Here is a 13,133-nt window from a genome sequence, read left to right on the forward strand (position 1 = left end):
ATGATGACTGATTGAATGACACTCTAGAGGTTTCAACTTGAACGGCATATATGCTTAGTAGAGATGAACGCATATTTAAGCGTTATTAAAAAAGTGGAAGCATACGTGCTTCAATTAGGGTGGCACCACGGGTATAATACTCTCGTCCCTACTGTTCAAACAGTAGAGGCGGGAGTTTTTTTATTTTTATTAAGATTAAAACAATTTGAGGAGGAACTGAATATGTCTATTCAAATCCCACGCGGAACGCAAGATATTCTTCCAGGCACTGTTGAGTTATGGCAGTATATCGAAGGGCAAGCACGCGAAATTTGCCGTCGTTACAATTATAAAGAAATTCGCACACCAATTTTTGAACACACTGAGCTATTTTTACGCGGTGTTGGTGATACGACAGATATCGTGCAAAAAGAAATGTACTCATTCCAAGATCGTGGAGAGCGTAGTTTAACATTACGTCCAGAAGGCACTGCACCTGTTGTACGTTCTTACGTTGAAAACAAAATGTTCGGTGACGCAACACAACCAACGAAATTATACTATATCGGTCAAATGTTCCGTTACGAAAGACCACAAGCAGGTCGCTATCGTCAATTCGTACAATTCGGTATCGAAGCAATCGGTAGTAACGATCCTGCAATTGATGCAGAAGTAATTGCACTTGCTGTAGAGTTTTACCGCGGCATGGGCTTAAAAAATATTAAAGTTGTATTAAACAGCTTGGGTGATGCAGCGAGCCGTCAAGCGCACCGTGATGCATTAATCGCACACTTCGAGCCACGTATTGGTGAGTTCTGTTCTGATTGTCAATCTCGTTTAGAAAAGAATCCTCTTCGTATTTTAGATTGTAAGAAGGACCGTAACCATGAATTAATGGGAACAGCACCATCTATTACAGAATACTTAAACGAAGATTCAGCAGTATACTACGAAAAAGTTCAAGAACTATTAACGATGATGGATGTTCCATTTGAAAAAGATCCGAACTTAGTACGTGGTTTAGATTACTACCAACATACTGTATTTGAAATTATGAGTGAGGCAGAAGGCTTCGGTGCTATTACTACATTAAGTGGCGGCGGCCGTTATAACGGACTTGTACAAGAAATCGGTGGGCCAGAAATGCCAGGTATCGGTTTTGCTATGAGTATCGAACGTTTAATTATGGCGCTAAAAGCTGAAAACATTGAATTACCAATTGAACATAGTATCGATTGCTATGTTGTAGCGCTTGGTGAAAAAGCGAAAGACCATGCTGCAAAAGTTGCGTTTGATCTTCGTAAAGCTGGATTATCAGTTGAAAAAGATTATTTAGATCGCAAAATGAAAGCACAATTTAAATCAGCAGACCGTCTAAAGGCGAAATTTGTAGCTGTATTAGGGGAAGATGAGCTAGATAAAGGCATCATTAACTTAAAAGATATGGCAACAGGTGAACAAGAAGAAGTAGCATTAGATGTATTTGCTTCATACGTAGCAGAGAAATTAATATAGGGGGAACTTACAGTGGCTGAAAGAACACATGCATGTGGAAAAGTAACAGTAGAAGCAGTTGGACAAACAGTTCAATTAAAAGGTTGGGTACAAAAACGCCGTGATTTAGGTGGATTAATCTTTATCGACTTACGTGACCGTACAGGTATCGTACAAGTTGTATTTAACCCAGAAACATCAAAAGAAGCACTAGAAGTAGCGGAAACAATTCGTAGCGAATACGTATTACACGTAGAAGGTACAGTTGTTGAGCGTGGTGAAGGTGCAATTAATGACAATATGGCAACAGGCCGTATTGAAGTACAAGCAACGAAAGTAAACGTATTAAACGCAGCGAAAACAACGCCAATCATCATTGCTGATGATACAGATGCATCAGAGGATGTACGTTTAAAATATCGTTATTTAGACTTACGTCGTCCGGTAATGTTTAACACATTCAAAATGCGTCATGACGTAACGAAAACAATTCGTAACTTCTTAGACACAGAAGAGTTCTTAGAAGTGGAAACACCAATTTTAACGAAGAGCACACCAGAAGGAGCTCGTGACTATTTAGTACCAAGTCGTGTACATGATGGTGAATTCTATGCATTACCACAGTCTCCGCAGCTATTTAAGCAGCTTCTTATGGTCGGCGGATTTGAGCGTTACTATCAAGTAGCACGTTGTTTCCGCGACGAAGATTTACGTGCGGATCGTCAACCAGAATTCACGCAAATCGATATCGAGGCTTCATTCTTAACACAAGATGAAATTTTAGATATGATGGAGCGCATGATGACGAAAGTTATGAAGGATGCAAAAGGTGTAGAAGTTAGCGCACCATTCCCTCGTATGAAATATGCTGATGCAATGGCTCGCTACGGTTCTGATAAGCCAGATACACGCTTTGAAATGGAACTAACAGACTTATCTGAGTTTGCTGCAGGTTGTGGCTTCAAAGTATTTACAAGTGCTGTAGAAAGCGGCGGACAAGTAAAAGCAATTAATGCAAAAGGTGCTGCGAGCAAATACTCTCGTAAAGATATCGATGCATTAACTGAATTCGTAAAAGTATACGGTGCTAAAGGTCTAGCTTGGCTTAAAGTGGAAGAAGACGGCTTAAAAGGACCGATTGCGAAATTCTTCGGTGAAGAGGATGCAAACGTGTTAATGACTACGCTAGAAGCTACTGCTGACGACTTATTACTATTCGTAGCAGATAAGAAGAGCGTTGTTGCAGATAGCTTAGGCGCACTTCGTTTACGTCTAGGTAAAGAGCTTGAGTTAATTGACGAAAGTAAATTTAACTTCCTATGGGTAACGGATTGGCCACTTCTTGAGTACGATGAAGATGCAGATCGTTACTTCGCAGCTCACCACCCATTCACAATGCCATTCCGTGAAGACGTTGAGTTATTAGAAACAGCACCAGAAAAAGCACGTGCACAAGCATATGACCTTGTATTAAATGGTTATGAGCTTGGTGGTGGATCACTTCGTATTTACGAGCGCGACGTACAAGAAAAAATGTTCAAAGCACTTGGATTCTCACAAGAAGAAGCGCAAGAGCAATTCGGATTCTTATTAGAAGCATTCGAATACGGTACGCCACCACACGGCGGTATCGCATTAGGTTTAGACCGTCTTGTTATGTTACTTGCAGGTCGTACGAACCTTCGTGATACGATTGCATTCCCGAAAACAGCAAGTGCAAGCTGCTTATTAACAGAAGCTCCAAGCCCAGTTGCAGAAGCACAGCTTGAAGAGTTGAACTTGAAATTGAGCTTGAAAGAAGAGAAGTAAGAGAAGTAAAAATAGGGTCTAGATGGTTATACTAATACCATCTAGGCTTTTTTTGATAGGAAGTTTAAAAAGTCCGGTTCTGATAACTGTCGCATCTTATCGTTACGTATGCTAGTCCAGTGCTCGAGTAGTACTCCTACACTGCGCTCCTCCTAGCATACGTGCCTCGATTTGCTTGGTTCTCTGAATCCTCCTTTTTAAAACTGTATTTAGGAAGAAATAAAAGTAGGTTTACACTATGTTTTCATTCTCGAAATATGTATTTTTAGGAATTCTATAACTTTTTCTATACAAATAGTCGGAAAAACGCTAGAATACATGGTAGACCATTTTTGTAATAGGAGTGTAGAGCTGAATGTTACATCAATTTTCACGTAATGAATTAGCCTTCGGTAAAGAAGGACTTGAAATATTAAAAAATAGTACAGTCGGTATTTTAGGAATTGGCGGCGTAGGTTCTTTTTCCGCTGAAGCGTTAGCGCGTTCTGGCGTTGGGCGTCTTGTATTAGTTGATAAAGACGTTGTAGATATTACAAACGTAAACCGTCAAATTCACGCTTTAGTATCTACTGTAGGACGTTCAAAAGTAGAATTAATGAAAGAGCGTATCGCAGATATTAACCCAGAGTGTGAAGTAATTGGACTAGAAATGTTTTATACAGATGAAACATATGAAGAGTTCTTTAAACACGGTTTAGACTTCGTAGTGGATGCATCGGATACGATTACGTTCAAGATCCATTTAATTAAACAATGTTTACGTCGTAAAATTAAAATTATCTCATGTATGGGTGCAGCAAATAAAATGGACCCAACTCGTTTCCGTATTGCGGACATCTCTAAAACACATACAGATCCAATTGCGAAAGTAATTCGTACGAAGCTTCGTAAAGAGGGTATTAAAAAAGGTGTAAAAGTTGTCTTCTCTGATGAAAACCCAATCGTAATTCGTGAAGAAGTACGTAAAGAAATTGTACCAGACGAAAATGCGAAAATTCGTAAAGCGAAATTACCGCCTTCATCAAATGCATTCGTACCATCTGTGGCAGGCTTAATTATGGCAAGTCACGTTGTACGTGAACGCATTAAAAATGTAGAAGTGAAACGTGTAGGACAAGAATAAAAAGAAAGCATATATCCGTCTAGGGTATATGCTTTTTCTATTATATTTTAAAGAACTGCTGATATTTGCAATACTAATACTTCAAGTGTAAGTAATCCTAATAAAGAATAATCGTATTTGTCCGATTTATAACCTGAGGTCTTTTTTAAACTATGAATTGTAAAAAGGCCTAAAGTTAGAACGAGAATACCGAGTGTTATTTTGAAGACTACTAATGAAATGGCAATCAGCTCCTTTCAATCGTATATGTTTATAGTGACATTTAAGTTAAATATATCCAATTTACTCCGTGAATTTCCTTTTGTAACAAATCGACTTGTTTTGTCAATATTTGTTGGTAAATCGATATCTCTTGTCGAATAGTTGATATAATTAAAAAAATCGTTGATATATTGTAAGTTACGATAGATATATTTGAAAAATCGTCGATATAATTTCATTTACCAATATATCATTCACAGAAAAAATAAACAGGGATGTCACTTAGTCAAAAAAGTGACATCCCTGTTTTTAATTCTCTGCAGAATATATAATATCTAAATTTCCATTTTGATCTGTCTTGAAAATGGGAGCGATCTGTTCTTCTTGTTCTTCAACCGAAACAAGTTTTCGAGCACGGTCCATAATTCTAACAAGCATCGCATAATCTTCTTCGATTGCTTGTTGTTTTTTTGAGAGTACCGCTAATTTTGCTTCAAGTTCATGATTCATTTTTTTCAGGGACGTGAGCTGAGTCTGTAATACTTCATTTTCAGTTTGTAATTTTGCGAGTGAAGGGTTGTTATGCTCCAAATTTTGCAAAAACGAGATGATATTTTGCATTGTAAGTTCTTGTTTATTTGGCGTAATATCTTCTGAAAACTCGGCATCGATTACGAGTTGTTTCGTTTTCGTGAAATGCTCTTTTTCTATTTTAGCTTCAGAGCGCTTTAATTCTTTACGTTGTTTTTTTGCAAGTTGCACCGCATCTTCGTAATTCGGTCTTACTTCAGCATTCCATCTAAATCCGCAAGCTGCTGAAGTACGGTTCAATGTATCGCCGACTTCATCGAATGCTTTTATTTGTGTACTGCCGCTGCGAATATGCCGTAAAACAGTTTCGGCTAAAAGGAGATCGTCTTCTTTTGTCCATGCATCTTGACGTGTTTTCATAAGCGAAGCCTCCATAATGGTGACGTTTTCGCTTATGTTACCCTTTATTTTTCGTTTTATTCGAACTTTGTAATCTTTCATATACAGTAGAAAGTGCTTGCTCAAATTTCCCTGTCGTTTTCGGTTTATAATATTGTTTGTTTTTTATTTTATCAGGTAAGTATTGTTGTTGTACCCAGCCATTTGGTTGGTCGTGTGGGTATAAGTATCCAATGCCTCTTCCAAGTGATTCTGCGCCTTTGTAATGACTATCTTTTAAATGACTTGGGATGTCGCCTGTTTGACCGTTACGTAAATCGTGTAATGCAGCATCAAGTGCTTTATAAGCTGAGTTTGATTTTGGTGATAGGCACAGCTCGATAACGGCATTTGCAAGTGGTATGCGTGCCTCTGGGAATCCAACCCGTTCAGCTGATTCTATAGCTGCTAGTGTACGTGGTCCGGCTTGCGGGCTAGCAAGTCCGATATCTTCATATGCCATAATAAGAAGACGTCTACCAATACTTTGTAAATCACCTGCTTCAATAAGGCGTGCTAAATAATGAAGTGCTGCATTTACATCACTTCCGCGCACCGATTTTTGAAATGCCGATAATACGTCATAATGAGCATCTCCACCTTTATCGTGAACGAAGCTCTTTTTTTGCAAGCATTCTTCTGCGATTTCTAGCGTGATTTCCGCAGCTTTGTCATCCGTTGTAAAGCTAGATAATACAGCTAGTTCAAGTGCATTATAAGCGGAACGCATATCTCCGCCTGATGCATTTGCAAAGTGATGTAATGCTTCAGGTGTAACCGTTACATCATATTCCCCAAGACCTTTTTCTTTATCTTCAAGTGCTCGTTTTAAGCCAATTAAAAGATCGTCTTCTGTCAGGGCGTGTAACTCGAAAATTTGACACCTGCTCCGAATAGCAGAGTTTATCGCATGAAATGGATTACTCGTCGTTGCACCAATTAAAGTAAGAAGCCCACTTTCTAAATGAGGTAATAGAAAGTCCTGCTTTGCTTTATCTAGACGGTGCACTTCATCTAAAATTAAAACAAGATGTCGATGCATTTTCGCTTCTTGTACGACAACTTCCATATCTTTTTTATTATGGGTAACAGCGTTTAATAGACGAAACGGAGTACCGGTACTTCCTGCGATTGCGCTAGCGATTGATGTTTTTCCGGTGCCTGGAGGGCCGTATAAAATCATAGATTGAAAATGATTTGCTTGGACCATTCGCCATAAAATCTTTCCTTCACCAACTAAATGTTGTTGTCCGATAATTTCTTGAATATTTGTAGGGCGCATTCGATGTGCGAGTGGTTGTTTCATTTTTACCGTCTCCCTTAATGTATAATCTCTTTCTATCGTATCATTTTTTTTAGTGGAATTTGAAATAGGATGCTGTTTTGTGGGAAATATGAATATGAATATTTTCATTTTTCTTTCAATTGTAATAATTTCCGAGTTTTTCAATGTGATTTTATGTTATCATTTTGATACACAAGTTGAAATTTCTTATAATACTATATTATGCTATAATTTCATAGGATTTTAAATTGTGTTCTTTTATAAATAAGATATAACCAATAGAAGTGAAAATTTGAAAAGAGGTGCAAAATAGATGAAGATTTCAACGAAAGGCCGCTACGGCTTAACAATTATGATCGATCTTGCAAAAAAGTTTGGTGAAGGTCCAATTTCATTAAAATCAATTGCGCAGGCACATGATTTATCTGAACATTACTTAGAGCAATTAATTTCACCACTTCGTAACGCTCGTCTTGTAAAGAGTACGCGTGGTGCATATGGCGGATATGTATTATCAGACCAGCCGGCTAACATTACAGCTGGGGATGTAATCCGTGTATTAGAGGGTCCGATTAGTGTTGTAGAAATGATAGAAGAAGAAGAGCCAGCACAACGCCAATTATGGATGCGTGTTCGTGATGCGGTGCAAGAAGTGTTAGATAGTACAACGTTAGAAGATTTAGTACGTTATGAGGAAGAAAATCACGGGGGCTATATGTTTTACATTTAATTCCTTGTGAAACGATTTGGAAAGAAGGAGATTTAATGGAACGCATTTACTTAGATCATGCTGCGACATCTCCGACTCACCCAGAAGTGGTCGAAAAGATGATTCCATATATGACAGAAACATTCGGAAACCCGTCTAGTATTCACTTTTATGGACGTCAAACGCGCCATGCAGTAGATGAGGCGAGACGCGCATGCGCACGGAGCATTCATGCGAATCCGAATGAAATTATATTTACGAGCGGTGGTACGGAAGCTGATAATTTAGCGCTTATCGGTGTAGCGCGTGCGAACCGTCATAAAGGTAACCATATTATAACGACACAAATTGAACATCATGCAATTTTGCATACGTGTGAATTGTTAGAGCGTGAAGGATTTGAAGTGACATATTTACCTGTTGATAAAACAGGACGCGTTCAAGTTTCTGACATACAAAAGGCATTAACAGAAGAGACAATCCTTGTATCCGTTATGTTTGGGAATAATGAAGTTGGGACGATGCAACCAATAGCGGAAATAGGTAAGCTGCTAAAAGAGCATCAAGCTTATTTCCATACAGATGCGGTACAAGTTTATGGCTTAGTAGAAATTGATGTGAAAGAGTTTGGCATTGATCTATTATCAATTTCAGCTCATAAAATTAACGGACCAAAAGGTGTAGGGTTCCTATACGCTGGTGCAAATGTGAAATTTGAACCGTTATTAATAGGCGGGGAGCAGGAAAGAAAACGCCGTGCTGGTACTGAAAATGTACCGAGTATTGTTGGTTTACAGCAAGCAATTTTGTTAGCTGAAAAAACTCGTGAGCAAAAAAATGCCCAATATGAAGAGTTTAAAGATATAATGGTATCTGTCTTCAAAAATGAAGACATTACTTTCGAGGTAAACGGAAACTTAGAATATCGCTTACCACATGTGCTTAATATTAGTTTTACAGGAATGAACATTGAACCATTTCTTGTGAACTTAGACTTAGCTGGCATTGCAGTGTCAAGTGGTTCGGCTTGTACAGCTGGTTCAATTGATCCATCACATGTATTAGTGGCGATGTTCGGAAAAGACTCCGATCAAATACGTTCATCCGTACGCTTTAGTTTCGGACTTGGAAATACGAAAGAGCAAATTGAGAAAGCGGCGTACGAAACAGTGAAAATCGTGAAGCGATTAACACAAAATTAGCATGGGAGGTGACATGATGAACAAACTACCTCACGAAACACGCGTTGTCATCGGGATGTCCGGTGGCGTCGATTCATCTGTAGCAGCTCTTTTATTAAAAGAGCAAGGTTATGATGTAATCGGAATTTTTATGAAAAACTGGGATGATACGGATGAGAATGGTGTCTGCACAGCAACCGAAGATTACAATGATGTAATTGAAGTGTGTAACCAAATTGGTATTCCGTATTATGCAGTAAACTTTGAAAAACAATACTGGGATAAAGTATTTACGTACTTCTTAGATGAATACCGAGCTGGTCGTACACCAAACCCAGATGTAATGTGTAATAAAGAAATTAAATTTAAAGCATTTTTAGAGCATGCAATTGCGCTTGGTGCTGATTATGTAGCGACAGGTCATTATGCACGTGTTGCTTATATGGACGGCGAATATAAAATGCTTCGCGGCGTTGATGACAATAAAGATCAAACGTATTTCTTAAATCAATTAAGCCAAGAGCAATTATCAAAAACAATGTTCCCGCTGGGTGAGCTGAAGAAACCACAAATTCGTGAAATGGCGAAAGAAGCTGGTTTAGCGACAGCGGCGAAGAAAGATAGTACAGGTATTTGCTTCATTGGTGAGCGTAACTTTAAAGATTTCTTAAGTAACTATTTACCAGCACAACCAGGTGTGATGCAAACATTATCTGGTGAAGTGAAAGGAAAGCATGACGGTTTAATGTATTATACAATTGGACAACGTCATGGCCTTGGTATTGGTGGTAACGGTGATCCATGGTTTGCTGTTGGGAAGAACTTGAAAGAAAACATTCTATATGTTGATCAGGGATTCCATAACGAACTTCTATATGGTGATGAAGTTATTGCTACGAATATCGGCTGGGTAAGTAATGAAGCGAAAGAAAAAGAATTTAAGTGCACAGCGAAATTCCGTTATCGTCAAGAAGACAATAAAGTAACGGTTCAAATCGTTGATGAAAATACAGTTCGTATTCTTTGTGACGAGCCAATTCGTGCAATTACACCAGGACAAGCAGTTGTTTTCTATGATGGAGATGAGTGCTTAGGTGGTGCTACAATTGATGAAGTATACCGTAGCGGTAAGAAATTGGATTATTTAGGATAAAACGAGAAGCCTCTGCCGATTCGCGGTTAGAGGTTTCTTTTACATAAAGCGAATTTTCGTTCGCTTGGAAAATACATTCTTTGTTATAATTTGTTGTAGAGGTGAAGGACATGTCAAACAAACTTGAAACAGGTATTAAATATATGCAAGAAGGAAATTGGGAAGAAGCTGCTAAAAATTTTACAGAAGCAATTGAAGAAAATCCAAAAGATGCACTTGGATACATTAATTTTGCTAACTTATTAGATGTACTAGGTGATAGTGAAAGAGCAATTTTATTTTATAAACGTGCATTAGAGTTAGATGATAAATCTGCAGCTGCTTATTATGGATTAGGAAATGTGTATTACGGCCAAGAGCAATTTGCAGAGGCAAAAGCTATATTTGAACAAGCGATGCAATCTGGATTACAATCAGCTGATGTAACATTTATGCTAGGTATCACACATGTGCAACTTGGAAACGATCGTCTTGCACTGCCATTTTTACAAAGAGCAACAGAATTAGATGAAAACGATGTAGAAGCTATGTTCCAGTGCGGACTTTGCTTTGCGCGTTTAGAACATATTCAAGAGGCGAAACCTTATTTTGAAAAGGTATTAGAAATGGATGAAGAGCATGCGGATGCGTATTATAATTTAGGTGTTGCGTACGTATTTGAAGAAAATAACGAGAAGGCTCTGGCTTTATTTAAGAAAGCAACTGAAATTCAGCCAGATCACTTCTTAGCTGGTAATGGTGTTCGTTTATTAGAGCAAGAAGCTGAATAAGATGAACATATAGTTTAATGGGTAGTTATCCCTCATCTAAAGAGGTGGGGGATGTACTGTTCATTAAAGTGAAAAGATCGGAAAGGAGAGGAAAGATGGGAAATCAACATGCAATGGATTTGTTTGAGGAAGAGAAAAAGTTTATAAAAGCGCAAGTTCTTCATACCATTTTCCACAACGAAGAAAACCTCTATTCCGTTGTCAGTATGAAAGTCATTGAAACAAATGAAACGTACGACGAAAAAAAAGTGATGATAAATGGTCATTTTCCCCGTATGCATGAAGATGAAATGTTTACATTGACAGGTCATTTTAAGGATCATCCAAAGTATGGGAAACAATATTTAGTTGAAACATTTAAAAAAGAATTACCGCAAACAAAAGCAGGTATGGTGCAATATTTAGCGAGTGATTTATTTAAAGGAATCGGAAAGCGTACAGCTGAAAAAATTGTGGACCATCTTGGGGAACATGCCATTTCTAAAATTATGGATGATCCTGAGGCGTTAAGTGGTGTTGTCAACAAACAAAAAGCGCAGGAAATATATGAGACAATTGTTGAGCATCAAGGGCTAGAGAAAGTAATGAGCTTTTTAAATGGTTACGGTTTTGGAACGAAGCTTTCTATTAAGATTTACCAACAATATAAAGAGATGACGTTAGAAGTGATTCGTAATAATCCATATCAACTTATTGAAGAAGTGGACGGCATTGGCTTTGGACGAGCAGATGATATAGGACGTGCGTTAGGAATATCGGGTAATCACGATGATCGTGTACGTGCAGGATGTTTTTATACGTTAGAGAATGTTTCACTGCAACTCGGTCACGTTTATATGGGAAAAGATCAACTTGTAAGAGAAACGATGTCACTTTTAAACAGCCAAGAAGGAAGAGTGACAGAGGAGGACATTATAGGCTGCGTTGAAATGATGCAAAGTGAAGGGAAAGTCATAATAGAAGAAGAACGAGTGTATTTAGCATCGTTATTCTACTCTGAAAAAGGTGTTGTAAAGTCTATTCGCAGGCTTATGAATCAAGAAGAAACACCTTCATTTCCTGAAGCTGAAGTGTTAAAGACGTTAGGTGAAATTGAAGAACAGCTGACTGTTCAGTATGCACCGCTTCAGCAAGAAGCAATTCAAACGGCACTTCATAAACCGATGATGTTATTGACAGGTGGACCAGGAACAGGGAAAACAACAGTTATTAAAGGAATTGTTGAAATGTATGCGTCACTTCACGGGCTATCGTTAAATCCGAATGAATATAGTGATGATAATCCATTTCCAATATTATTAACGGCTCCAACGGGAAGAGCGGCGAAGCGTATGAGTGAATCAACAGGTCTTCCAGCTTGTACAATTCATCGTTTACTTGGTTGGACACCAGAAGGGTCTTTCCAACGTAATGAAACGGACCCGGTACAAGGGAAATTGCTCATAATTGATGAATTTTCAATGGTTGATATTTGGCTTGCGAATCAGCTGTTTAAATCACTGCCGACAAACATTCAAGTTATCGTTGTAGGTGATGAAGATCAGTTGCCATCTGTAGGACCAGGACAAGTGTTGAAAGATTTATTGAATGCAGGTGCAGTTCCAACAGTAAAGCTTACTGAGATTTATCGTCAAGCGGAAGGTTCATCTGTTATCCAACTTGCCCATGCGATAAAAAATGGAACGCTCCCGCCAGATTTAGCGCAAAACCAAAAAGATCGTTCGTTTATTGGCTGTACAGGAGCACAAATTGTTGAGGTTGTTAAGAAGGTTTGTGAAAATGCTAAGACAAAAGGGTTTAGCGCAAGAGATGTACAAGTGTTGGCCCCGATGTATCGTGGACCGGCAGGTATTAATGTACTAAACGAAGCGTTGCAAGAAGTGTTTAATCCGAAAAGGGAAAAGAGTAAAGAAATTGCTTACGGTGATGTTGTATATCGAAGAGGCGATAAAGTACTACAGCTTGTTAATCAGCCGGAGAGCCAAGTGTTTAATGGTGATATCGGAGAAATTGTTTCGGTGTTTTATGCGAAAGAGAACGTTGAGCAACAAGATATGATTATCGTTTCATTTGATGGAATTGAGGTAACATATACAAAGCCGGATTTAAATCAAATTACACATGCATATTGTTGTTCGATTCATAAATCGCAAGGTAGTGAATTTCCGATTGTGATTATGCCGATAGTAAAAAGTTACAATCGTATGTTACGTCGTAATTTAATTTATACTGGTATTACAAGAAGTAAGAAGTTCCTTATTATTTGCGGGGAGGAAGCCGCTTTCCAGTCTGGTGTAAATCGCCTTGATGATGCAATGCGTCAAACGACTTTAGCTAGTCGTTTGCAAGAATCACAAGGAGAAGTACAGATAGTAACAGTTAATGGTGAAGAAATGGACGTGGAAAACATTTCACCGTATGATTTCATGTAACAAGGTGAGATTATATAGTGAAACTTTC

Annotated in this window: 10 protein-coding genes and 1 other annotated feature (1 of these 11 cut by a window edge); of the genes, 8 read left to right on the plus strand and 2 right to left on the minus strand. The window is 38.3% G+C overall.

What is annotated here, in order from left to right; genetic code table 11:
• Positions 1-153: a binding site (T-box leader), on the plus strand (it extends 78 nt beyond the left edge of the window).
• Positions 154-222: 69 nt separating this feature from the next.
• The 3 genes from hisS (at position 223) to ACYVEC_RS25495 (ending at position 4,405) form a co-directional block, all read left to right on the plus strand.
• On the plus strand, positions 223-1,494 hold the full coding sequence (gene hisS, locus ACYVEC_RS25485) for a histidine--tRNA ligase (RefSeq protein WP_000027087.1): 1,272 nt from the start codon (positions 223-225) through the stop codon (positions 1,492-1,494).
• A gap of 12 nt (positions 1,495-1,506) precedes the next feature.
• Positions 1,507-3,282, plus strand: coding sequence for an aspartate--tRNA ligase (gene aspS / locus ACYVEC_RS25490; protein ID WP_063222859.1), 1,776 nt, complete (start codon positions 1,507-1,509; stop codon positions 3,280-3,282).
• 355 nt (positions 3,283-3,637) lie between these two features.
• Complete coding sequence (locus tag ACYVEC_RS25495; RefSeq protein ID WP_000903182.1) at positions 3,638-4,405, plus strand: tRNA threonylcarbamoyladenosine dehydratase; 768 nt, start codon at positions 3,638-3,640, stop codon at positions 4,403-4,405.
• A 510-nt stretch (positions 4,406-4,915) separates the two neighbouring features.
• Here the strand turns inward: ACYVEC_RS25495 and ACYVEC_RS25500 are convergent.
• Both ACYVEC_RS25500 and ACYVEC_RS25505 read right to left on the minus strand, forming a co-directional pair.
• Positions 4,916-5,557 carry an RsfA family transcriptional regulator gene (locus ACYVEC_RS25500; protein ID WP_063222860.1) on the minus strand — a complete coding sequence of 214 codons (642 nt, stop codon included), beginning with the start codon at positions 5,555-5,557 and terminating at the stop codon, positions 4,916-4,918.
• Positions 5,558-5,594: 37 nt separating this feature from the next.
• On the minus strand, positions 5,595-6,881 hold the full coding sequence (locus tag ACYVEC_RS25505; protein WP_063222861.1) for a replication-associated recombination protein A: 1,287 nt from the start codon (positions 6,879-6,881) through the stop codon (positions 5,595-5,597).
• Between the two features lie 292 nt (positions 6,882-7,173).
• Here ACYVEC_RS25505 and cymR point away from each other — a divergent pair, with 292 nt between their 5' ends.
• The 5 genes from cymR to recD2 all read left to right on the plus strand — a co-directional run bounded on the left by cymR (position 7,174) and on the right by recD2 (position 13,105).
• Positions 7,174-7,590: a cysteine metabolism transcriptional regulator CymR gene (gene cymR, locus ACYVEC_RS25510; protein ID WP_000704116.1), complete on the plus strand. Its 417-nt coding sequence runs from the start codon at positions 7,174-7,176 to the stop codon at positions 7,588-7,590.
• Between the two features lie 35 nt (positions 7,591-7,625).
• Positions 7,626-8,771, plus strand: coding sequence for a cysteine desulfurase family protein (locus tag ACYVEC_RS25515; RefSeq protein ID WP_199677522.1), 1,146 nt, complete (start codon positions 7,626-7,628; stop codon positions 8,769-8,771).
• Between the two features lie 16 nt (positions 8,772-8,787).
• Positions 8,788-9,903 (plus strand): tRNA 2-thiouridine(34) synthase MnmA, encoded by a 1,116-nt coding sequence (gene mnmA / locus ACYVEC_RS25520; RefSeq protein ID WP_016135363.1) that lies wholly within the window; start codon positions 8,788-8,790, stop codon positions 9,901-9,903.
• A 110-nt stretch (positions 9,904-10,013) separates the two neighbouring features.
• On the plus strand, positions 10,014-10,673 hold the full coding sequence (locus tag ACYVEC_RS25525; protein ID WP_063222863.1) for a tetratricopeptide repeat protein: 660 nt from the start codon (positions 10,014-10,016) through the stop codon (positions 10,671-10,673).
• A 95-nt stretch (positions 10,674-10,768) separates the two neighbouring features.
• On the plus strand, positions 10,769-13,105 hold the full coding sequence (recD2, locus tag ACYVEC_RS25530; RefSeq protein WP_063222864.1) for an SF1B family DNA helicase RecD2: 2,337 nt from the start codon (positions 10,769-10,771) through the stop codon (positions 13,103-13,105).
• Positions 13,106-13,133 lie beyond the last annotated feature (28 nt).

This window comes from Bacillus sp. MN7755 (assembly GCF_054771475.1).

Excerpts from the sequence above, each read along its gene's own strand:
- hisS (WP_000027087.1), top strand. The coding sequence starts at position 223 with ATGTCTATTCAAATCCCACGCGGAACGCAAGATATTCTTCCAGGCACT.
- ACYVEC_RS25495 (WP_000903182.1), top strand. The coding sequence starts at position 3,638 with ATGTTACATCAATTTTCACGTAATGAATTAGCCTTCGGTAAAGAAGGA.
- ACYVEC_RS25500 (WP_063222860.1), bottom strand. The coding sequence starts at position 5,557 with ATGAAAACACGTCAAGATGCATGGACAAAAGAAGACGATCTCCTTTTA.
- ACYVEC_RS25505 (WP_063222861.1), bottom strand. The coding sequence starts at position 6,881 with ATGAAACAACCACTCGCACATCGAATGCGCCCTACAAATATTCAAGAA.
- cymR (WP_000704116.1), top strand. The coding sequence starts at position 7,174 with ATGAAGATTTCAACGAAAGGCCGCTACGGCTTAACAATTATGATCGAT.
- ACYVEC_RS25515 (WP_199677522.1), top strand. The coding sequence starts at position 7,626 with ATGGAACGCATTTACTTAGATCATGCTGCGACATCTCCGACTCACCCA.
- mnmA (WP_016135363.1), top strand. The coding sequence starts at position 8,788 with ATGAACAAACTACCTCACGAAACACGCGTTGTCATCGGGATGTCCGGT.
- ACYVEC_RS25525 (WP_063222863.1), top strand. The coding sequence starts at position 10,014 with ATGTCAAACAAACTTGAAACAGGTATTAAATATATGCAAGAAGGAAAT.
- recD2 (WP_063222864.1), top strand. The coding sequence starts at position 10,769 with ATGGGAAATCAACATGCAATGGATTTGTTTGAGGAAGAGAAAAAGTTT.